The organism is Motilimonas thetidivivens (genome assembly GCF_046452435.1).
Classification (GTDB): Bacteria; Pseudomonadota; Gammaproteobacteria; order Enterobacterales; family CBDFNC01; genus Motilimonas.
The window spans coordinates 53,807-74,533 of record NZ_JBKFDK010000017.1 but is presented as its reverse complement, the minus strand read 5'-3'; the positions used below and the strand labels follow the sequence as shown (position 1 = coordinate 74,533).

The 20,727-nt window shown below is 44.5% G+C and carries 22 protein-coding genes; 7 read left to right on the top strand and 15 right to left on the bottom strand.

The features are described from left to right. Nucleotides 1-9: 9 nt before the first annotated feature. Entirely contained in the window at nucleotides 10-492 is a 483-nt protein-coding gene (locus ACK8OT_RS13320) for a YajQ family cyclic di-GMP-binding protein (protein ID WP_410197010.1), read from the bottom strand. A 190-nt stretch (nucleotides 493-682) separates the two neighbouring features. On the opposite strand from ACK8OT_RS13320, the gene ACK8OT_RS13315 reads away from it, so the two are divergent. Next, the gene (locus tag ACK8OT_RS13315) at nucleotides 683-1,567 is read left to right on the top strand and encodes a ketopantoate reductase family protein (RefSeq protein WP_410197009.1); all 885 of its coding nucleotides are present in this window, start codon (nucleotides 683-685) and stop codon (nucleotides 1,565-1,567) included. 35 nt (nucleotides 1,568-1,602) lie between these two features. Here the strand turns inward: ACK8OT_RS13315 and ACK8OT_RS13310 are convergent, their stop codons facing one another. From ACK8OT_RS13310 to pomA, 6 genes are all read right to left on the bottom strand, one after another. After that, nucleotides 1,603-2,190, bottom strand: coding sequence for a Fic/DOC family protein (locus tag ACK8OT_RS13310; RefSeq protein ID WP_410197008.1), 588 nt, complete (start codon nucleotides 2,188-2,190; stop codon nucleotides 1,603-1,605). 405 nt (nucleotides 2,191-2,595) lie between these two features. Next, nucleotides 2,596-3,165 (bottom strand): hypothetical protein, encoded by a 570-nt coding sequence (locus ACK8OT_RS13305; RefSeq protein WP_410197007.1) that lies wholly within the window; start codon nucleotides 3,163-3,165, stop codon nucleotides 2,596-2,598. Between the two features lie 51 nt (nucleotides 3,166-3,216). Then, a complete protein-coding gene (locus tag ACK8OT_RS13300; RefSeq protein ID WP_410197006.1) occupies nucleotides 3,217-3,543 on the bottom strand; it encodes a hypothetical protein in 327 nt (108 codons plus the stop codon). A 128-nt stretch (nucleotides 3,544-3,671) separates the two neighbouring features. Next, nucleotides 3,672-5,126 carry a tRNA uracil 4-sulfurtransferase ThiI gene (gene thiI, locus ACK8OT_RS13295; RefSeq protein WP_410197005.1) on the bottom strand — a complete coding sequence of 485 codons (1,455 nt, stop codon included), beginning with the start codon at nucleotides 5,124-5,126 and terminating at the stop codon, nucleotides 3,672-3,674. A 136-nt stretch (nucleotides 5,127-5,262) separates the two neighbouring features. Then, entirely contained in the window at nucleotides 5,263-6,168 is a 906-nt protein-coding gene (locus tag ACK8OT_RS13290; RefSeq protein ID WP_410197004.1) for a flagellar motor protein MotB, read from the bottom strand. Nucleotides 6,169-6,177: 9 nt separating this feature from the next. Next, nucleotides 6,178-6,939, bottom strand: coding sequence for a flagellar motor protein PomA (gene pomA, locus ACK8OT_RS13285; protein ID WP_410197003.1), 762 nt, complete (start codon nucleotides 6,937-6,939; stop codon nucleotides 6,178-6,180). 380 nt (nucleotides 6,940-7,319) lie between these two features. On the opposite strand from pomA, the gene xseB reads away from it, so the two are divergent. The 3 genes from xseB to dxs are packed head-to-tail and all read left to right on the top strand — an operon-like array spanning nucleotide 7,320 to nucleotide 10,325. Continuing rightward, a complete protein-coding gene (gene xseB / locus ACK8OT_RS13280) occupies nucleotides 7,320-7,559 on the top strand; it encodes an exodeoxyribonuclease VII small subunit (protein WP_410197002.1) in 240 nt (79 codons plus the stop codon). Nucleotides 7,560-7,568: 9 nt separating this feature from the next. Continuing rightward, nucleotides 7,569-8,453: a (2E,6E)-farnesyl diphosphate synthase gene (gene ispA / locus ACK8OT_RS13275; RefSeq protein ID WP_410197027.1), complete on the top strand. Its 885-nt coding sequence runs from the start codon at nucleotides 7,569-7,571 to the stop codon at nucleotides 8,451-8,453. A 6-nt stretch (nucleotides 8,454-8,459) separates the two neighbouring features. Then, entirely contained in the window at nucleotides 8,460-10,325 is a 1,866-nt protein-coding gene (gene dxs / locus ACK8OT_RS13270) for a 1-deoxy-D-xylulose-5-phosphate synthase (protein ID WP_410197001.1), read from the top strand. A 14-nt stretch (nucleotides 10,326-10,339) separates the two neighbouring features. Here dxs and ACK8OT_RS13265 read toward each other — a convergent pair whose 3' ends face one another. Next, entirely contained in the window at nucleotides 10,340-11,941 is a 1,602-nt protein-coding gene (locus tag ACK8OT_RS13265; RefSeq protein ID WP_410197000.1) for an ABC transporter substrate-binding protein, read from the bottom strand. A 107-nt stretch (nucleotides 11,942-12,048) separates the two neighbouring features. Further along, nucleotides 12,049-12,627, bottom strand: a complete 579-nt coding sequence (locus ACK8OT_RS13260) for a hypothetical protein (protein WP_410196999.1) — start codon at nucleotides 12,625-12,627, stop codon at nucleotides 12,049-12,051. Nucleotides 12,628-12,778: 151 nt separating this feature from the next. Here ACK8OT_RS13260 and ACK8OT_RS13255 point away from each other — a divergent pair, with 151 nt between their 5' ends. Genes ACK8OT_RS13255 through ACK8OT_RS13245 form a run of 3 tightly spaced genes read left to right on the top strand, consistent with a single transcriptional unit; the run spans nucleotide 12,779 to nucleotide 16,256 of the window. Then, nucleotides 12,779-14,032, top strand: a complete 1,254-nt coding sequence (locus ACK8OT_RS13255) for a PqiA/YebS family transporter subunit (protein WP_410196998.1) — start codon at nucleotides 12,779-12,781, stop codon at nucleotides 14,030-14,032. Then, complete coding sequence (gene pqiB, locus ACK8OT_RS13250) at nucleotides 14,032-15,642, top strand: intermembrane transport protein PqiB (RefSeq protein WP_410196997.1); 1,611 nt, start codon at nucleotides 14,032-14,034, stop codon at nucleotides 15,640-15,642. Before ACK8OT_RS13255 ends, pqiB begins: the two co-directional genes overlap by 1 nt. Then, nucleotides 15,642-16,256 carry a PqiC family protein gene (locus ACK8OT_RS13245; protein WP_410196996.1) on the top strand — a complete coding sequence of 205 codons (615 nt, stop codon included), beginning with the start codon at nucleotides 15,642-15,644 and terminating at the stop codon, nucleotides 16,254-16,256. Before pqiB ends, ACK8OT_RS13245 begins: the two co-directional genes overlap by 1 nt. Nucleotides 16,257-16,300: 44 nt before the next feature. On the opposite strand, the gene ACK8OT_RS13240 is transcribed toward ACK8OT_RS13245, so the two are convergent. The 6 genes from ACK8OT_RS13240 to ACK8OT_RS13215 all read right to left on the bottom strand — a co-directional run bounded on the left by ACK8OT_RS13240 (nucleotide 16,301) and on the right by ACK8OT_RS13215 (nucleotide 20,662). After that, entirely contained in the window at nucleotides 16,301-16,786 is a 486-nt protein-coding gene (locus ACK8OT_RS13240) for a phosphatidylglycerophosphatase A family protein (protein ID WP_410196995.1), read from the bottom strand. Next, nucleotides 16,776-17,753 (bottom strand): thiamine-phosphate kinase, encoded by a 978-nt coding sequence (gene thiL, locus ACK8OT_RS13235; RefSeq protein WP_410196994.1) that lies wholly within the window; start codon nucleotides 17,751-17,753, stop codon nucleotides 16,776-16,778. The genes ACK8OT_RS13240 and thiL overlap by 11 nt, the downstream gene beginning before the upstream one ends. A gap of 59 nt (nucleotides 17,754-17,812) precedes the next feature. After that, nucleotides 17,813-18,238, bottom strand: coding sequence for a transcription antitermination factor NusB (gene nusB / locus ACK8OT_RS13230; RefSeq protein WP_410196993.1), 426 nt, complete (start codon nucleotides 18,236-18,238; stop codon nucleotides 17,813-17,815). 11 nt (nucleotides 18,239-18,249) lie between these two features. Continuing rightward, the gene (gene ribH / locus ACK8OT_RS13225; protein WP_410196992.1) at nucleotides 18,250-18,717 is read right to left on the bottom strand and encodes a 6,7-dimethyl-8-ribityllumazine synthase; all 468 of its coding nucleotides are present in this window, start codon (nucleotides 18,715-18,717) and stop codon (nucleotides 18,250-18,252) included. 163 nt (nucleotides 18,718-18,880) lie between these two features. After that, nucleotides 18,881-19,990, bottom strand: coding sequence for a bifunctional 3,4-dihydroxy-2-butanone-4-phosphate synthase/GTP cyclohydrolase II (gene ribBA / locus ACK8OT_RS13220; protein WP_410196991.1), 1,110 nt, complete (start codon nucleotides 19,988-19,990; stop codon nucleotides 18,881-18,883). A gap of 12 nt (nucleotides 19,991-20,002) precedes the next feature. Beyond that, a complete protein-coding gene (locus ACK8OT_RS13215) occupies nucleotides 20,003-20,662 on the bottom strand; it encodes a riboflavin synthase (protein ID WP_410196990.1) in 660 nt (219 codons plus the stop codon). Nucleotides 20,663-20,727: the final 65 nt, after the last annotated feature.

Genomic DNA, 20,727 nt, shown 5'->3' with positions numbered 1-20,727 from the left:
TAAGCAGAATTAATCGCGGAAGTTATTGAATTGAAATGGTTGGCCTAGGTCAGCTTCTTTAACTAAACGCATCACAGCTTGTAAGTCATCACGCTTTTTACCTGTCACGCGCACTTGCTCACCTTGAATGGCCACTTGGACTTTAATCTTGCTGTCTTTAATGAGCTTAACGACTTTTTTCGCCACTGGTGCTTCAATGCCTTGTTTGAAAGAGGCCTCTTGGTTAAACGTTTTACCTGAATGAACTGGCGTGCTTAACTCCATCGCCCGCACATCCACGCCGCGCTTACCTAAGTTATTACGTAAAATGTCGGCCATTTGTTTTAGCTGGAAATCACTTTCAGCAGAAATTTTCACCGTTAAGTCTTTTTTGGTGAAGCTAGCTTCCACACCGCGAAAATCAAAACGCGTATCTAGCTCACGGCTTGCGTTATCGGCAGCATTACTTAATTCAACGGCATCCACTTCTGAAACAATATCAAATGATGGCATCTTCAATTCCTATGTCATGGTCACGGGACAAAATAATTGGCATAATTTAGCAGATCTTAACCCGCTATGCACCCACAGCCTGAGGCTTAGCCATGCCCCCATTACCCGATACTCACTCTAGCCGTGCTGCATGGCAGATGAACGTAAATTACCGCGCTGACTCAGCACCTACACGCAGGGGAAATAGGCTATGAAGTGGCAAATTTTAGGCGCAGGCGCCATCGGCTGCTTATTTGCCAGTCATTTAGCCAAACAAAAGCACAGGGTGAGTCTGCTCACTAAAATAAAGCAGCTAAATCAAGCGGTGCAGCTAACCGAGCTAACCGGTCATCAGTTGCAATTTAAAATGGATGCATTAACCGAGATACAGCATGATGCCGACGTGTTATTGGTCTGCCTAAAAGCATTTCAAGTGTTGCCCGCCTTTAACGTACTGCATCGACAAATTCCCTCGTCACTGAACATAGTATTAATGCACAACGGCATGGGCACATTAGCACCGTTACAGCAACTGCTACCTAAACAACGTATTTTTTGCGCAACCACCACCCATGGCGCATTGCTCACTGCCAAGTTTAACGTCCGCCATACCGGAGTTGGCAATACCATCTTAGGTGGCCAACGACAAGATAAAGCCGTGGGGCAAGCCATTGCTTGTGAATTAGATCAAGCGCTAAGCAATAGCAGTTGGAGTGACAATATCCAAGAAAAGCTATGGTTAAAACTGGCCATCAACTGCGCTATCAACCCGTTAACCGCCATACATCAAATAAAAAATGGTGAGCTATTACAACCGCAATTTCGGCCTATGTTGACTCAAATTTGTCAGGAGTTTTGTCAGGTCGCCAGCCTTCAAGGATTAGCCTTGACACCCGAGACCTTACTGGAGCAAGTGCAACAAGTCGCACAAGCCACCGCCGCCAACTTTTCATCCATGAATAGAGATATTTACCATGGCCGGCCCAACGAGAATGAGGCGATACTAGGTTATTTACTGCAATGCGCTCAGCAACATCACATTAACCTGCCACTGTGCCAGCAGCTGTATCAACAAGTGCAGCGGTTAAGTGTTTAAATCAAGTCACTTATCCTAAGCAGGTAGAGCGGCCCTTAAATGACTGCCATATCAAAAATAAATTCTAGAAACGATAGATCACCAAGATAGCCTTTTTCGTTGGCCTCAATCCATTGTTCTTTTGATATTTCAGGCCAATTAAGTTCGTATCCTGCCACAAAAACCAGCTCTTCAAAGAAAAAACGTGTGGCTCTACCATTTCCTTCTCGAAAAGGATGGATGATATTAATTTCACAAAAAATATCTGCGACTAATCGAATAAATTCATGACGTTCAGAACATTCACTAAGTTGGGGGATACGTTCTAGCTGCTTTATAAGCTCTCGTTCAATAAAAGAGCAATGGCAAAAGCGCGTGTGACCTTTGCTGATATCTACATCACGCTCTTTTCCAGCCCACTCATACACATCCTGAAAAAGCACCCAGTGAAGATGCCTAAAGTGATCTATATCGAAATCATCTAAACCTGAAATAAGGCTCGTGTATTCTATATATCTATGTTCAGAGAATGCGACTTCGGCCTCATCCAGTTTGTCGCTATCACGGATATCAAGTAAATTTATTAGAGTATCAGAGCGAGGATAACAATAATGATCCTGAGCGACTCCGTACTTATCTCGCATATTGCTGTTTTAGCGCTTCCAGTGATTGAGGTTTACTTTTTGCGGTTAGCCCTTCATAAGACGTGCTCACTATAAAATTTTTCACTTTCGGAACAAATTGACGATTAGTCTTGGAACTGTTCTTTTCTGTCTTGACGTGCTTCATAAGCTTACTCTACTAAGGTGCCTGACATTTTCATTTTAACTGTCAACCTACTAACTATCAAACTCAATTGACCAAGCAGCTTTAATTCGAATATTAGAAGTCAAATTGAATAACTTTTGATAGGGCAAACCCACATTAACAGGATGTAAATGAGTCACTAGCCTAAACAGTAATGAATAAGAACTTTTTAATAACAATATATTAAACCTAGCAACATCTCAAAAACCAAGCCGCCAGATTGCATGCTGACTCTTTTAGTTTTAAACCTCAACCACCACCAGCGCATAGGTTCCTGCCATGATTGAGAGGATAAGTAGCAATAATAAGCCCATCCGAGCCATACTCACTTCGTGATCTTTTGCGCGACTTTTCGTGCGACCATGGGTTTTGATACGCAGTGGTTTGCCGATACTTTGCGCCAGTTGCTGCGCATGTTGGATGGTTTCCAGCTTGTCTCTCGAGCCGCTAAAGTAAACCTCATCACCCTTTAATTTAATCACCGCCGAGTACGAAATAGTGGCTGAGTTATATTGTAAGCTATCGTCTTTATGCACGATTGCTGACGCCATTCGTACATCAACTGCTTTGATATCAGCAAATGGGTAATAGGAATATCGACGCGCCAACCACAAGCCTCTGGCGCGGATCAGCTGCTGCTTTTGCTGATCGATATAGCAATAATCCACATAACCGGCGAGATATACCCCAGTGACCGCAAGCCCCATCGCAAACAAGTAGATAATCACCTTAATCAAAGGGGCAAACTCTACATTGCTATAGCCTGCCCAAAAGGTGAATAGCCCCACCAAGATGCAAATTAGCCCAACCATTAACTTCAGTATTGATGGCTTTTCGCTAAAAAAATCGAGTCTGAGCATAGGTTAACGTTCGGGCTGATAATCAGCTTGCGGCCAGATTTCATTAATTTCATCGGCCTGTTGCTGAGCATTAAAACGCTCCCACTTGATGCCGTTAACATCGAGCTCTTCACTAAATTCCGTGGCAGTTGCATCTTCCCAACCAAGGTGGCGTAATTCGCCGGGGCGGCAACTCGCATCTTGACGAACCGACAGGTTCAGACTTTCAGTGCGCCAAAGGGCATATTCATTTTCAATGTAAGAGCAAGGGGCAACGCCTAAGCGTTTGTTGTAATCCGCGACTGTGGCTTCAATTTGATTGGTGGAAAGGGCAAGGTGTAATTTTTTCATGGTGAGACTCCCGACTAAAAAACCAAGTTAACATCAACTTAACATCAATCTCAACTTAATAATACTCGGGAGCGATAAGGGATAGCTCAAGCTTGCTAACTTAAGCTCCCCTGACATAGCAGAAAATATTAAGGGCGATAAACCTTAACATTATTAAAGCCTGCTTCTTTCAAGTACAGCGCTTGCAGCTTACTCATTACACCACGATCGCAATAGAGTAAGTAGGTTTTAGACTGATCTAAGGTATCAAACTGGGTACCGAGTTTAAAAAAGGCCATGCTTTCAACGCTAACACCATCTAGTTTTAATGGTTTGTCTTCGCGCTCTTCGTCGGAGCGAATATCTAGCACCACCTCATTAGCAGCAAATTGCGCCGTGGTTTCAACTTCTGTCACCTCGGCATCGGTTTGCTCACCTATGTCGCGAATATCTAAGGTCATGGTTTCACCCACCACTTTATCAATCAACGACATATCGAATTTCGCTTCTTGCTCTTCGATTTTGCTCATTACGGCTTTAACCGTCGGCTTATTGGAAATCACACCACAGTATTCAGGAATGGTTTCAGAAAACTCAGCCGTACCGATTTGGCGCGCGGTATTAATGATGTCTTGCTTGTCCATGGCAATCAGCGGGCGCAAAATCAAGGTATCCGTGGCTTTGTCAATCACCGACAAGTTACGCAAGGTTTGGCTCGACACTTGGCCCACCGCTTCCCCTGTCACCATGGCATCCAGCGCTAAGCGCTCAGCTAATTTAGCACCGGTACGCACCATCATGCGCTTTAAGATAACGCCCATTTGGCCATCTTCGACTTTTTCCAAAATCTCGGCAACCACAGGCTCAAAAGGCACGGCTAAGAACTTAACCCGATGTGAAGAGCCAAAGCGATCCCATAAATGATGAGCGACTTGCTTAACCCCAATCTCGTGAGCCGCACCGCCTAAATTAAAGAAGCAATAATGTACGCGCATACCACGTTTCATCATGATATAACTCGACACACCCGAGTCAAAACCACCAGAAATCAGTGATAGAACCCCCTCTTGTGAGCCCATAGGGAAACCACCCAAGCCTTCATGACGTTGCTTAACGATAAATAAATCTTGATGATCTATCTCAAGCAAAACTTGTACATCGGGATTTTTCAGCTGAACTTTTACCGCGCCAGTATGTTGGTTCAAACCACCACCGACGTAACGCTCTACTTCCGTTGAGGTAAAATCATGTTTGCCGCGACGCTTGACCCTGACACAAAAGGTTTTCCCTTCAAGCGACGGTGCAACAATGGGCAACACTTGTTCGTAAATATCATGTAAATCTTCAAATGCGGTTTGTTGGACTTCCAAAAAGAAAGCCACGCCTGGGGTACTTGAAAGTAGCTCAATTAACTTGGCTCTGTTTTTGTCGCTATCGTTAGTGGTCTTAACAATAATGTGATCCCATTCCAAAATGACTTTCACATCATCGTCATAGCTGCGCAAAATGTTACGAATATTACTTTGTAGCATCTTGCAAAAACGCTTACGCACAGACCTGCTTTTCATCAGGATTTCAGGGAAAAACTTAACGACAAATTTCATCGGCTTCACTTAGGGTCAAAATCAAGGGGGCGGATTATACCTTGAGAAAGTGAGGACTTAAAGTGGTGCTTTTTTACCCTGCCAGTTTTAGGCTGTTTTTTAGCTATCAGGGTAAAAAAGCAAGACGGTTTGCAGGTTATTGAGTCACGCCAATTTCATCAGATTCTTGGGCTTTACCTTGCATCACGGATATTTCTACCCGTCTATTTTTACGGCGGTTGGTACTGTCGGTATTCGCAAATAACGGTTTGGTATCCGCGTATCCCACCACCATCAAGCGTTGTTGATCAAAACCTTGTACCTTAATCATCTCGTGCGCCACAGAGACCGCGCGTTGTGACGATAAGTCCCAGTTAGAACGGTATAATTCAGACTTAATCGCTTCGTCGTCGGTATGCCCAGAAACCGTGATCTCACCAGGCACATCTTTTAATATTTCAGCCACCCTGGCAATCACAGGACGAAACTTAGGTTGCAAAAACGCCGAGCCGGATGGGAAAGCGCCCTTTTCACGCACTCGAATAATCAACTGCTGACCTAGGGCTTCTATTTCAATGGCGCCATCTTCAATTTGATCACGCATCTTTTGCGCGATGGTTTTAGCCAGTTGGTTTTGCGCTTCTTGTTGCTGAGCTTGTTGGCTTTGAATCGCTTGCGACGCCGTCATACCACCGTCTTGATTGCCTTCATCTTGTTTTTGACCGCCCACTTCAGCGGCTTCACCATCTTGAAAGTCAAGTCGAGCCTGCGTCATATCAATGGTTTGCTGCATAATGGTTTCAATAGGCGTCGGCTCAGGGCGACCAGGTCGAAACTCCTGAGCGATAACGGACGTCCCTTTTGGGATATCTTTAACTTCTAATAAATTTTGCACCCCGAATGCGTACTTCATTGAGCCAGCAATCTGCTTAAATTTCAGTACATCCATCTCGGAAAATGCCAAAAGTAATACGAAGAAACACATTAGCAGTGACATAAGATCAGCAAAGGTACCCATCCAAGCAGGTAAGCCCTCCGGTGGACATTTACATGGTTGTTCCATTGTTGCCCCCTAGTCTGTGGTATTGACTTCGCGTTTTGACTCGGCGAGGTAATTTTTCAATAGCCCTTCAATAACCCGAGGGTTTTGCCCGTCTTGGATCCCCAGCACCGCGTCCATAATTAACACCCTGTTGAGCTTTTCTTCTTCCGCTCGTAATACCAGTTTTTCGCTCACAGGCAGAGCAACCATGTTCGCCAAGATAGCACCGTATAAGGTGGTTAACAGCGCAACCGCCATGGCCGGCCCAATAGACTTAGGGTCATCCATGTTAGAAAGCATCGCTACCAGACCAATCAAGGTACCTATCATGCCCATGGCTGGTGCCACATCGCCTAAGGCTTTAAAGATACCCGCCCCCATGATATGGCGCTCAGAGGTCAGCATAATATCTTTCTCCAGCGTTGCTCTTACCACGTCAGCATCATGACCATCCACCAGCATGTCGATGCCTTTTTGCATAAATGCATTAGAGATTTCAGCTTCTTCAAGTGCCAGAAAACCGCCTTTACGCGCGGCATCGGCCATTTCTACTGATTTGGCAATTAAATCTTCAGGCTTTTCTAGCTTGAACATAAACGCCTTGATGCCAATTTTTGCAGCCCCTAAAAACTGCCCCAAATTGTATTTCATCAATACCACAAACAAGGAGCCGACAAATACGATCAGTACAGATGGCACGTCAAAAAAGGTCGATAAATCGCCCCCCATTAACATTGCCATTAACACAAACGCAAAGGCACCGATAATCCCTATAAGAGTTGCTAAATCCACGTTTTACACCCTCAAAAATGAGCAAATTTGCCAAATAATCCGAGCTATCTACCTATTATCTACCCGTTATATACCCAAACAACCCGTAAAATGCATTGCCATAATAATTGTTAGCCTAATCGCGCAAGCCAAGTTTTGATGAATAATCAGCAATAAAGTAAACCAACCAACCGTTTTGCGCCTGTGACACATCTCTTTAGGTTGCTTGGGTATATAGTGGTTAAGTATATTTTCGTATATCAATGTATTTACAGCAAGTTATACCTCTTGGAAATGCTGACTTATACGTTATCGGCAACATTTGTTAAATATTTATAGCTGGCTTATTTGACCCATCACAGTCTCACAGGTAATCTTGGCGCGAATTGGGAGAATTGCACATGGCCACAAAAAAACCAGAAAACATGAACTTTGAAGAATCGGTCACCGAGCTCGAAGAAATAGTAAAAAAACTTGAACTGGGCGAATTGACGTTAGAAGAGGCACTAAAGCAGTTTGAAAGAGGCATTGCCCTCGCGCGAGTGAGCTCAACCAAGTTACAATCTGCTGAGCAGCAGGTGCAAATTTTATTGGAACGAGGTGGCGAGCAAGTACTTAGCCCTTTTCAGGATGAAGCTTAATTAATGAATCTGCTTGATGTTTCTATTTTACGCTTTAAAGAGCGCGTTGATAACAGCTTAGCTGCCGCCCTAACCCGCCCAGAACCGTTAAGCCCTGCTCTACAACAAGCCATGGAATACGGCGCCATGCAAGGGGGTAAACGAATTCGACCATTTTTAGTTTATGCCACAGGAGAAATGTTTAATATTGCTCCTGAAAAACTGGATCATCTCGCCGCAGCCATCGAATGTATTCATGCCTATTCTTTAATTCATGACGATCTCCCCGCCATGGACGATGATGAACTACGTCGCGGTCAACCAACGTGTCACATTGCCTTTGATGAGGCGACCGCCATTTTGGCTGGTGACGCTTTACAAACCTTGGCCTTTGAGCTTATCTGTGAACCCAGTGAACATTTCACCCCTCAGCAACAATTGGCAATGGCACTCACTTTAGCCAAGGCTTCTGGTCTAAATGGTATGTGTGGTGGTCAAGCTCTTGATCTGGCGGCAGAGAATAAACAAGTTTCATTGGCTCAGCTCGAACAAATTCACGCTGGAAAAACCGGCGCCCTAATCAGTGCTGCCGTTAAATTAGGCGCGTTAGCGAACCCGGATTTAAACGCAGCCGATTTGGCTCAACTCGAGCTTTTTGCCGCCAAAATAGGCCTCGCCTTTCAGGTTCAAGACGATATATTAGATATCATTAGTGATACTGAAACCTTAGGTAAACCGCAAGGCTCCGACATCGCTCTGAACAAATCTACCTATCCGGCTTTGCTTGGATTAGCCGGAGCACAAGAAAAAGCGCAAGCCCTGTATCAAGAGTCACTACACGCATTAGCCAAGTTAGATTACAATACAGAGCTATTAGAGCTATTTGCTCATTATATAATTGAACGAAAAAAATAAGCGGTTATGAGCTTGGACTTAAAAGATTACCCAATATTGGCCAGTGCCAACTACCCAGAAGATTTACGCTTATTAGCTAAAGATAAGCTACCTGAGCTATGTAATGAACTGCGCCAGTTTTTGCTGAATTCAATCAGCAAAACCAGTGGTCATTTTGCATCTGGCTTAGGCGTGGTGGAATTAACGGTGGCGCTGCATTATGTTTATAACACCCCATTCGATCACCTTGTTTGGGATGTCGGTCATCAAGCTTATCCCCATAAAATACTCACGGGTCGCCGTGATAAAATGCATACCATCCGCCAATATAAAGGATTGCATCCATTCCCATGGCGTGAAGAAAGTGAATATGATGTGCTCAGTGTTGGCCATTCTTCTACCTCTATTGGTGCGGCAACAGGTTTAGCCATTGCAGCTGAAAAAGAAGGCAAAGGCAGACGAGTCGTTTCTGTAATTGGCGATGGCGCCTTAACCGCAGGCATGGCTTTTGAAGCATTAAACCATGCCGGCGCTTTACACAATGATATGTTGGTCATTCTCAACGACAATGAAATGTCTATTTCTGAAAACGTCGGCGCGCTCAACAATCACCTTGCTAAACTGCTATCGGGCGAGCTTTACACCAGCATACGTGAAGGCGGCAAAAAAGTTTTATCCGGATTACCCCCGATAAAAGAGCTAGTAAGGCGCACCGAAGAGCACCTTAAAGGCATGGTGGTCCCTGGCACCTTATTTGAAGAGTTTGGCTTTAATTATATTGGCCCAATCGATGGTCACGATGTACTGGGTTTAGTGGACACCTTGCGCAATATGCGCAACCTTAAAGGGCCACAATTTCTTCACATCATGACAAAAAAAGGTAAGGGCTATGCCCCTGCCGAACAAGATCCCATAGGTTATCACGCCGTACCTAAATTTGATTTAAGCCAATCAAAATTGCCGAAGAACAAGGCCAGCTTGCCAACCTTTTCCCATATTTTTGGCGACTGGCTATGCGATATGGCGGCGCAAGACAATAAGCTAATGGGGATAACCCCTGCGATGCGAGAAGGCTCAGGCATGGTTGCCTTTTCTAAGCGTTTTCCGCAGCAGTATTTTGATGTTGCCATTGCTGAGCAGCACGCGACCACATTGGCCGCTGGCTTAGCCATTGCCGGACTTAAACCCGTAGTGGCGATTTACTCTAGCTTTTTGCAACGCGCTTATGACCAAGTTATTCACGATGTCGCAATCCAAAACTTACCCGTGCTATTTGCTGTAGATCGTGCCGGCATAGTGGGCGCTGACGGCCCGACTCACCAAGGTGCGTTTGACATCAGCTTTATCCAAACCATTCCCAACATGGTAATCATGACGCCCAGCGACGAAAATGAATGCCGCCAAATGTTGTATACGGGTTATCAGCTCAATCAGCCAGCTATGGTGCGATATCCTAGAGGGTGTGGTAATGGCACTTCAGTCGCGACTGAGATGAGCGCTTATGAGGTAGGTAAAGGCGTGGTTAAACGCCACGGTGAAAAAATTGCCATTTTATGTTTTGGCACCTTACTTCATAGTGCGAGACAGGCGGCCGAAACCCTTAATGCTACCTTAGTGGATATGCGCTTTGTTAAACCGCTAGATAAAAACCTAATCAGCGAGCTTGCTCAAAGCCACGACTACTTAGTCACAATTGAAGAAAATGCCATTTTAGGTGGTGCTGGTAGTGCGGTATTAACCTACCTCGCTCAGCAAAAACTGCTTAAGCCGGTGTTAAACTTAGGTATTCCGGATCAATTTATTGAGCAAGGCACTCAAGAGCAAATCTATCAGCAGTTAGGCTTAGACGGCGAAGGCATTTTACGCAGCATAGAGCACTTTATCGCCAGCTAATCACCTCGACTCCGTTATTGACGGCGTGAGCGCAATAAAGGTAAAGATAGTTTATTCTCAAACTCGTCTACTTGTAAATCACCCAAGTAGGCGATGTTTTCCGAACTTAATACACTCTTCATTCGGATATTCTTTTTGGCAGCCCAAGCTAGCCGCTCCCAGTGCAAGGGGACGAATGCCGCATCTTCATAGAGAATTTGCTCAACTTGGCGTAACAATTGCCCGCGGGGGATCGGCTTCACTTCACGATTGGCCTGATGAATAAGCTCATCAACCTGAGCATTAGCATAATGACCGCAATTATATTGCCCTAAGCCCGTTGCCGGATCTCGGGTCATGGCTAAATACTCACTGTAATTAGCACTATCTTGGGTATCAGATTCCCAACCTATCATCAAGATATCGCCATTACAGCGATCAAATTGAGGCCAATATTGGTTGATGGGGTAAGTCTTTAGCTGAACTCGAATATTAATTTTCTGTAACATCGCCACGACAGCTTGAGCAATTTTATCATCATTAATATAACGCCCTTTGGGCGCAATCATATTAAGCTCCAAGCCCCTTTCGTATCCAGCCTGTTTCATAAGCTCACGCGCCTTGGCTAAATCATATCTAAGACCCAAAAATGGATTGTGACCACTAAAGCCAGGAGGGCTTTGCTGTGAAGCTGGCTCGGCAAAGCCTTGCATTAACTGCTCGGCAATGCCTTTGTTATTAATCGCATAGATAATGGCTTGTCTAACCCGTATATCTTTCAGCGCAGCATTCGTTTGCTGATTTAGCTGGAGTGATATCAACCTTGAGCTGGCTAAAGTTGAACTAATAAAACGAGGCTGATCCATTAGAGAAAGATACTCTTTAGGACCAACGGGGCTGATCAGGTCAACATCCCCTGATAGCAAAGCCGCTAACCGGGTAGCGGGATCTTTAATCGGAATTAACACAAGTTGGGAAACATTCCCCGGCGAGTTCAGATCCCAATAATGGTCAAAGCGCTTAAATGCCAATTGGATCCCGGGCTCATTGATGGTGACTTGATAGGGCCCCGTGCCCGAAACATGCTGTGAGGCAAAAGAGTCACTCCGCGGGGCAATACGACTTTTATCCTTACCATTTTCATCAACTCCCGTGTAAAAGGCCGAATCCATAATAAACAGATAGCTGGCTAGCTGAAGCGTTAAGGAGTAAGGCGACTTAGTGACTAAATCAAAGGTAAGTGGGTCAATGATCTTGATATGACTGATACGGTCAAACAGCCCTTTATAGTCAGGACTGGTTTTAAGGCGCTCGAGCGTCCACTTAACATCCATGCTGGTTAAGGTGTTACCAGAATGAAATTTTACCTTATCACGTAACTCAAAGCGCAAGGTGTTCTCATCGATACGGCTCCATTGCTTTGCAAGGCGCGCTTCATATTGCGATTTTTGGTTGCGCCTTAGTAACGGGTCGAACATCAAATGAGCAAGTTGCAATGTCTCTTTAGATAATGATTCATGAATATCAAGAGACTGTGCATCCATTTGGCTACCAACCGTCAGCTGGGCGTTATAAGCCAAGGCAGTGAAGCAAAAAAAACTAAAGCCCAAGCCAATCAAAACATTTAGTAACCGCAAACATGACTCCTTACATCGCATCCCAGCGCCAGCGACAGAACAACTAATTAACTCAGCGACAGCAAAGCCCATCAAACAAAGCGTTAATGAGTCGTATTAGTTAAACACTAATTCACTGCTACGCCATACTCTATCAACTCTTGTTTGAGTTTAGCCAGATCGGTGTTCAAACTCGGCAATAGCTCTATTGTAACCTGTTGATTTGCCTCTCGCACTATCGATAGCCCCATTTGTGAACTGATCTGATGCTGAGCCATTTGCTGCCAAGTCACATTGATAGTGCGATAATAGCGCCTCGCCCCCGCCAATATTTCAGAAGGCACTTCCATGGTATTGGCAGAATACTGCATCGCATTCCAAACATAGTGATCGAGTACAAGGTCATCACGGCTGGGATCAAAGCGCTTATATTGTGCATTCTCTAAAGTCGCCACTTTTTGTTCAACCAAGCTAAGGTTGTCTTGCAACTCCAGCATTAAGGAACGTCGTAAATAATAGTTTGCTTGTGTCGTATTGATATCATCAAATAACATGGCTTGACGAAACCCTTCGTTTGACGCTAAAAATACGCCCACTATTGTTGCCACTATCATGCAAATGTTGGTTATCCAAAATCCACTGTTGAGTAGATCTTGATTGTTAACTTGCTTTAAACGTTTTCTAATTCTTAATTTTGATTCGGCCATTGCTAACCTGTACTCTTGCCTGCATTATGCTACCTTAAACTTATCATAAAAAAGATAATATAAAATCAAGGTTTATCCGCCGTATTGTTATTGATTAGCTATTCAGTAATTGGCACGATAGAATATTTGTTTGTTTAACATTAAGCCCATTATGAGTAATTCTTCGATAAAATGTGTCGATACAGCCTGTGAAGAATGTGACCTGCTATTACCTGCAGTGGCTCTTTCGGCTGGCTCTAAAATTAGTTGCCCTCGCTGTGGGCATACCATATCAGATGTGGCTGAATCGCCATTAGCTGAGCCAATCGCTTACGCACTAACCAGTATGATCATGCTGGTGTTAACCTACCTCTTTCCATTTATGAGCTTCAGTGCTTCGGGTAACACCAGCTCTATCTACTTCTATCAAGCCATGAGCTCATTATTTGCTAATGACTTTGTCAGCATTGGTGTCTTCCTATTGTTATCGCTGACCATTTTACCCCTGTTGTGTTTACTGCTTGTTACTTATATCCATATTGCCTTGTATTTTGACAAGAGTCAGCTCAGTTTAAAGCACCTCAAACTGTTACAAGCCATCAAGCCTTGGATGATGGTCGATGTTTTTCTGATCGGGATTTTAGTTGCGCTGGTAAAAATTATGTCGATGGCTGAAGTCGGTTTCGGCTTGTCATTTTGGGCATTTGTCTTGTTTACGCTTGCTTTTCTAAAAACCCTGACCAGTATTGATTTGCATTGGCTATGGCGAAAAATAGCCGGCCCTTTACCTCAGTATAAGGTGCCAGAAACGGTATTGAGTTGCGTTCAAAGTGAGCTTGCTCATTGCCATTATTGCGACGCGTTATCTCCCCACAATCATACTCATTGCCTGCGTTGCAATGCACCACTCAAGCACCAAACTCGCCACAATACTACGCATTGTGTTGCCTTTTTAATCGCGGCGATGGTGTTTTACATCCCAGCGAATCTATTTCCTATGATGGATATGCAGCTACTTGGTCAAAGTGAGCCCTCAACCATCATAGGTGGCGTCATTTTACTTTGGCAGCTTAAATCTTATCCCGTTGCTATGGTTATCTTTTTCGCCAGTGTGATGATCCCAATATCCAAGATGGTTGCCATCGCTTGGCTTTGTTATACCTGCAAAAGAAATCATCCAGAACAAGCGAAGCAACAGTTAAAAATTTATCGAATAACCGAATTTATTGGCCGTTGGTCAATGATCGATGTATTTGTCGTCGCGATCTTAGTTGCCTTGGTTCACCTAGAAGGTTTAGTGACTGTTTACCCAGGACAGGCAGCGGTATCATTCGCTGCTGTTGTAGTACTAACCATGTTATCAGCGATGTCGTTTGACCCTCGAATTATTTGGGATCCATCCCTACAGTCGGAGCATAAAAAATAATGACTTCTCAACCATCCAAGACAAGCATCTCAAAAGTCTGGCTAGTGCCCTTATTGGCTCTACTCATTGGCGGCTGGATGTTATACCAACATATTTCTAGCCAAGGCCCATTGATCACCTTAGAAATCAGTGATGCCGACGGCCTAAGTGCAGGGAAGACCAAAATCAAAGCATTGAGTGTGGATGTTGGCTTAGTAGAAAGTATTGAATTAAGTGAAACCTACGACAAGGCTATTTTAAAAGTCAGAATAAGTAATAACGCAGCCAAAATGCTGGTTGAAGATAGCGCCTTCTGGGTAGTAAAACCACGTATAGGTAAAGAAGGCGTTTCAGGGCTTGGCACATTACTTTCTGGTGCTTATATCGAGCTAAAGCCGGGTAAAAGTAATGTAAAAGTAGATAGCTTCCAAGTCAGAGATCTACCGCCATTAATCAGCAGCGACACCCCTGGGTTACGGTTGAAATTATCTAACCGAGCAAGTAAGGCCCTCAGCGTTGGTGCACCAATCAATTTCCGAGGCTTTGAAGTCGGTCGAATTGAAACGGTTAATTATGATGTTAAAACGCGAAAAACAGAGTATAGCATCTTCATTTTTGCTCCTTATGATGCCCTAATCACCACCAACACACGTTTTTGGATTAAACCTGGGATGTCTGTAGATTTAAATGCTAAGGGCGTTAAGTTTGAGCTAGACTCCCTTGATTCACTACTCAATGGTGGTATTTCGTTTGCTGTGCCTCGAGGATGGAAACCGGGTGAACCAGCGACACCAGAGAACGAATTTCATTTGTTTGCTAGCAAATCATCTATCTTGAACAATTCCTATGAAAACTACAGTGATTTTGTATTGTTATTTGACCAGTCAATTTCAGGTTTAACGGCTGGTGCCCCTGTTGAGTTTCGCGGTGTACAAATTGGCCGCGTGCGTCAGGCTCCCTACTTAGATCCTACAATCAATAGCCATTATAACTTTAATGGCCTGATCCCTGTATTAATCAGAATCGAGTTTGACCGTTGGCGCGCGCCAGAAGATAGTCGCCCTGTTAGCTACTGGGAAGCTAACTTGGACGAAATGCTAGCGAAAGGCCTTCGAGCCAGAATCAAGTCAGGTAATTTAATTACTGGCGCAAAACTTATCGACTTAACCATGCAGCCAGAAAGTATAGCCAGTGAAGATCAGTATGTCTGGGCAGAAGAGAATAATGTGAAGATTATCCCTACCATTAAAGGCGGCTTTGACGAATTGGAGCAAAAAGTCAGTTTATTACTGGATAAAATCAATGCACTGAATATTGAAACAACCATAAATAATGCTAACCAGCTATTACAAACTACTGAATCATCAATGAAATCCATTAATTCATTAGTCACTAATGAAGAGTTGCAAAGCTTACCGGAAGAATTGAAACTGACTTTAGCGCAAACCAACGAAACATTGAGAAGCTATTCACGTGATTCACAGTTGCATAAAGATCTCACTCAAACGGTGCGCACTTTGGAGCAGTCTTTGCGTGAATTACAACCTTTCTTACGTAAGATTAGTACTAAGCCCAATGCCATTATTTTTGATGGTAAAACCCAACGAGACCCGCGTTTGGAGAGTAAATAATGAATCTGATTAAGCCACTGTTACTAAGCGGCCTAAGTTTGACTTTGCTTGCCTGTAGTCAGACCACTAGCATCCCCAGCCAATACTATGCGTTAGGGGCTGATGATTTAGCGATGACTGTGGTTGATAGCAATACCACAGCCACATTAGTACTCAAACCCGTTGAACTGCCAGACTATCTCAATAGCACAGGCGTAGTGATGCAACTCAATGACAATCAAGTCCACATTGCTGAGCAGCATTTGTGGGCAGGCTCACTTAATCAGCAGCTAGATAATTTGGCACTTGAGTCCATGACTTTGCAGTTTCCTCGTGCAACCGTCGTTGAGAGTGCACAATTTTATCCCGAGGCAGGTGCTCAATATTGGATCCTGTCGGTAAGCGTCAATCGTTTCCAAGGTCGCCTTGAAGGAACCGCAGTCTCCTCAGGTCGGTGGCAATTAATTGATCCAGATGGCAAGCTAGTTAGAGATGAGCTGTTTAATTATCAGCTTCCTGTTATCACCAAAGACTACCCGGAAGTGATCGAAAAACTAAAAGAAAATTGGATAAAATTCAACCAAAGTGTCGCCCTTCAAGTGCGACAAGCAATACAGCAAAGAGAAAATAGATAAACGAAGTAACGACAAGCAAGGCTATACTTGCTTGTCGTTATCATTTATTGCAAGTAATAAGCTAGTCCCTGCAAACAAGCAAACGCAGCTAAGCCCGCGACGACATCATCCATCATAATACCGACACCACCGTGTAAATGCTTATCTAGCCAGCTGATCGGCCAAGGCTTTAAGACATCAAAAAAGCGAAATAAAATAAAGCCTAGCAAGATCCAGAGCCACCCCGCAGGCGCGGCAAACATGGTGATCCAAAAGCCAACAAACTCATCCCAAACAATGGCCTTATGATCATGCACGCCCATGTCTTTACTGGTTTGATGACAACACCAAAAACCAAATAAAGTGGCCAGTACCAATAACGAGAGATAAAAAGGCGCTGTGAGGTTCGCGATAAGCAGGTATAAAGGGATCGCAGCTAAGGTGCCAAAAGTGCCCGGTGCTTTTGGCGCTAAACCACTGCCCAAACCTATGGCCAAAAAATGCAGTGGATTACGTAAGCTTAATCCCGCTAAGTCAGTCCTATTTTTCATTCGCAAAGTGATCCCATCCGGCCAAATTTAATTCGCATACTTCACCGTCCCGCAATAAGGTTAAGCTGTTTTTTGCAGAGGTGAGGCGGCCAATACAAGTGACTGGTGTCGCGCTGGTACTGACTAATTTTTCTAGCTGACTCTTATTTTCTTCGGCCACGGTAAACAACAATTCATAGTCATCCCCCCCCGCTAGAGCAAGTTGGCACGCTTGCTCAAATGAAGTCGCCTCAACAAGCTCTGGGTTTAACGGCAATTTATCTAGGTATATATCAGCGCCGCACTGACTGCCTTGTAGTATATGCCCCAAATCTTGAGCAAGGCCGTCAGAGACATCAATACAAGCCGTCGCTAGGCTGCGCAACGCGGTGCCAATAGCAACTCTTGGTGTGGGTTGTAATAATCGCGAAATACATTGCTGGCGCAGTGAGTCCGCTACATTAGCATCGGCTTCACCCTGCAATAATTTCAAGCCAAATGCGGCTTCGCCGGGCGTACCAGTGACATAAACCCAGTCTCCCGCTTTACCTTGTGTACGAGTCAATGCTTGGCCAACCGGAATATGGCCATGTACCGTCACTGTGATACTAAGAGGCCCCTTAGTGGTATCGCCGCCAATCAACTGCACATTGAAGTATTGGGCTAAAGATAAAAAGCCCTTGGCAAAGTCAGCAAGCCAAGCTTGGTCAACTTCGGGCAAGGTAATGGCTAACGACACCCACGCCGGATCGGCGCCCATGGCGGCTAAATCACTGATGTTGACCGCTAACGCTTTATGACCGAGAGAATAAGGATCCACATCAGGGAAAAAATGTACGCCTGAAACTAAGGTATCGGTACTGACGGCCAACAAGGATTGTGGCGGCATGGTCAATAATGCGCAATCGTCACCTATACCTAATACAACGTCCTTACGCTGATTAGCATCCTTAACAAAATAGCGATAAATTAAATCAAATTCACTCATGAATACCACACAAAAAAGCCAGCAATAAGCTGGCTATCTAACTAAATTATCCGAGCATATTATTGCTCAGATTGACGCATTTTTTGGCTTACCGCGTACTTGTCTAACACACCGTTTACGTATTTATGACTTTCATCAGTGGCAAAGTCTTTCGCCAACTCAATCGCTTCATTGATAACAACCTTAAACGGCACATCTTTACGCTGGGTTAGCTCGTACATAGCTAAACGCAGGATCGCCTTATCCACTTGATCCATTTCTGTCATTTTGCGTGCTAAGTATGGAGCCAAAACCTGATCTAATTCATCGCAGTTTTGGATCACGCCAGACACGAGATCACGAAAATAATCCAAGTCCGTTTTAGACAAATCTTGATCGACAAGAAACTGATCTATGATCATGCCTACATTGGCGTGTGTCATTTGCCATTGATAAATTGCTTGAACTGCAAATTGTCTTGCGCGACGTCTTTCAGCTGGTTTCACAGGGCAAATCCTTAATCTAGCTGAGCTAAAACATTAACCATTTCTAACGCGCTTAAAGCAGCTTCACTGCCTTTGTTGCCCGCTTTGGTACCAGCACGCTCAATGGCTTGCTCTATGGTATCGGTGGTTAAAACACCAAATGCAACAGGCACATCGTAATCCATGGCAACTTGAGCTAAGCCTTTGTTACACTCACCCGCAACAAAGTCAAAGTGTGGCGTACCACCACGAATAACCGTACCTAATGCAATAATAGCATCGTATTTTTTACTTGCCGCAACACGTTTAGTCGCTAATGGCAGCTCAACGGCACCGGGTACACGTACCACGGTAATATTTTCTTCGTTTACCTGACCTGAACGCTTAAGCGTATCCAGAGCGCCAGCTAGCAAGCTTTCATTAATAAAGCTATTAAAGCGAGAAATTACAATGGCAACCTTAGCATTTGGCGCCGCAATCACACCTTCAATCACATTCATTTCAGATCCTGTTTCTTAAACTTATAAATCGGCGCGATTCTAGCATAAATCAAACGCAGATTTCAGACTTAAAACGTCTACAAATAAAAATTATCAGTGTAAGCGACCAACCCGGTCCCTTACACGACTAAACGAGACTACTCACTGAGACTACTCACTGAGACTACTCACTAACGTAGTCAACAACCTCTAAACCAAAACCCGATAAGGCATGGTACTTTTTCGGCGAGCTTAACAGGCGCATTTTATGCACGCCCAAATCAGCCAATATTTGTGAGCCAACCCCAACCCGGCGGCTTGCGCCTTGAGGCTTAGGTAAAGCACGGGTTTCACCGGCATCTTCGGCTTGATAATGCTTCATACGTTCAATCAGTTGCGCCGAACTTTCTTCATTGCCTAACACCACCAAGATACCGCCTTCTTCAGCGATTTTTTCCATCGCTTTGGCGATGGGCCAAGTTTGCGTCGCTTGACGGTCTGATAACAACACATCACCGACAACACTTTGCAAGTGCACGCGAACTAAGGTTTCGGCCTGCGGTTTAATGTCGCCTTTAACGAGCGCAAAATGGGCTTGATTGTCGATGGTGTCTTGGTAGGTGATTAAATCAAACTCACCATAAGCCGTGGGCAATTTACATTGTGCAACACGCTCAATAGTGGTTTCGTTGTTATTACGGTATTCAATCAAATCCGCCACTGTGCCCAGTTTTAAATCATGCTTTTTAGCAAACACTTCAAGGTCAGCACGGCGCGCCATGGTGCCATCTTCATTCAAGATTTCAACAATCACACCCGCTGGCGAAAAACCAGCCAAACGCGCTAAATCACAGCCAGCTTCGGTATGACCGGCACGGGTTAACACCCCACCATTTTGCGCTTTTAACGGGAAAATATGCCCTGGCATCACGATATCGCTGGCAGTAGCATCCACAGCAACCGCCGCCTTGATGGTGGTGGCGCGATCGGCAGCACTAATACCTGTGGTCACCCCTTGCGCCGCTTCAATAGAGACGGTGAAATTGGTTGAGAATTGAGCGCCATTATTGTCTACCATTAAAGGTAATTTAAGCTGTTTACAACGCTCCTCGGTTAAGGTCAAACAAACTAAACCTCGGCCATGGGTCGCCATAAAGTTAATGGCTTCTGGCGTCACCGCATCGGCGGCCATAATTAAATCGCCTTCATTTTCACGGTCTTCGTCATCCATAAGAATGACCATTTTACCCGCGCGTAAATCTTCAATAATTTCTTCTATCGTATTTAGAGCCACGACATCTTCCCCTTATTTTAAGAAACCTGACTCTGCAAGCAGGCTCATTGTTATTCCTGATGACGCTTTTTCTGCGGCTTTATCACCGAGCAATAAGCGTTCTAAATAGCGCGCTATCAAATCCACTTCTAAATTGACCTGAGTGCCCGTGTTAAAACTTGTGATAGTGGTTTCATCACCGGTATGGGGCACGATAGTGAGTTTAAACGTATTACCGTTTACCTCATTTACCGTCAAGCTAATGCCGTCTACCGTGACCGAACCTTTGTGGGCAATATATTTAGCTAATTCAGCTGGGCATGACAGCCAAAACTCGATGGCGCGACCAAGTTCATGTCGCGAAATCACAGTGGCAATGCCATCTACATGACCACTTACGATATGACCGCCAAAACGTGATTGCGGCATCATGGCTTTTTCTAAATTTACCTTAGTGCCGACTTTAGCGTGAGCAAAATTACTTAACTTTAACGTTTCTACGCTTAAGTCGGCGCTAAAACTGGTCTTGGTCAGCGCGGTTACGGTCAAGCAAACCCCATTGGTCGCGATACTGTCACCCAGTTGCACATCAGCTAAATCTAACTTACCGGTATTAATCGTTAAGCTGATATCTTGACCTTTCGGCGTTATTTTTGCGATCTGTCCTATTGCAGCTACGATCCCAGTAAACATATTTCACCTGTTTCTTTTGCGCCATTTATCATGGCATCATGAGTGTAAACGTATATATTAATCGG

Bases quoted from the DNA above. Each gene is read 5' to 3' on its own strand.
- ACK8OT_RS13320 (WP_410197010.1), bottom strand. From the start codon at position 492: ATGCCATCATTTGATATTGTTTCAGAAGTGGATGCCGTTGAATTAAGT.
- ACK8OT_RS13315 (WP_410197009.1), top strand. From the start codon at position 683: ATGAAGTGGCAAATTTTAGGCGCAGGCGCCATCGGCTGCTTATTTGCC.
- ACK8OT_RS13310 (WP_410197008.1), bottom strand. From the start codon at position 2,190: ATGCGAGATAAGTACGGAGTCGCTCAGGATCATTATTGTTATCCTCGC.
- ACK8OT_RS13305 (WP_410197007.1), bottom strand. From the start codon at position 3,165: ATGGTTGGGCTAATTTGCATCTTGGTGGGGCTATTCACCTTTTGGGCA.
- ACK8OT_RS13300 (WP_410197006.1), bottom strand. From the start codon at position 3,543: ATGAAAAAATTACACCTTGCCCTTTCCACCAATCAAATTGAAGCCACA.
- thiI (WP_410197005.1), bottom strand. From the start codon at position 5,126: ATGAAATTTGTCGTTAAGTTTTTCCCTGAAATCCTGATGAAAAGCAGG.
- ACK8OT_RS13290 (WP_410197004.1), bottom strand. From the start codon at position 6,168: ATGGAACAACCATGTAAATGTCCACCGGAGGGCTTACCTGCTTGGATG.
- xseB (WP_410197002.1), top strand. From the start codon at position 7,320: ATGGCCACAAAAAAACCAGAAAACATGAACTTTGAAGAATCGGTCACC.
- dxs (WP_410197001.1), top strand. From the start codon at position 8,460: ATGAGCTTGGACTTAAAAGATTACCCAATATTGGCCAGTGCCAACTAC.
- ACK8OT_RS13260 (WP_410196999.1), bottom strand. From the start codon at position 12,627: ATGGCCGAATCAAAATTAAGAATTAGAAAACGTTTAAAGCAAGTTAAC.
- ACK8OT_RS13255 (WP_410196998.1), top strand. From the start codon at position 12,779: ATGAGTAATTCTTCGATAAAATGTGTCGATACAGCCTGTGAAGAATGT.
- pqiB (WP_410196997.1), top strand. From the start codon at position 14,032: ATGACTTCTCAACCATCCAAGACAAGCATCTCAAAAGTCTGGCTAGTG.
- ACK8OT_RS13245 (WP_410196996.1), top strand. From the start codon at position 15,642: ATGAATCTGATTAAGCCACTGTTACTAAGCGGCCTAAGTTTGACTTTG.
- ACK8OT_RS13240 (WP_410196995.1), bottom strand. From the start codon at position 16,786: ATGAAAAATAGGACTGACTTAGCGGGATTAAGCTTACGTAATCCACTG.
- thiL (WP_410196994.1), bottom strand. From the start codon at position 17,753: ATGAGTGAATTTGATTTAATTTATCGCTATTTTGTTAAGGATGCTAAT.
- ribH (WP_410196992.1), bottom strand. From the start codon at position 18,717: ATGAATGTGATTGAAGGTGTGATTGCGGCGCCAAATGCTAAGGTTGCC.
- ACK8OT_RS13215 (WP_410196990.1), bottom strand. From the start codon at position 20,662: ATGTTTACTGGGATCGTAGCTGCAATAGGACAGATCGCAAAAATAACG.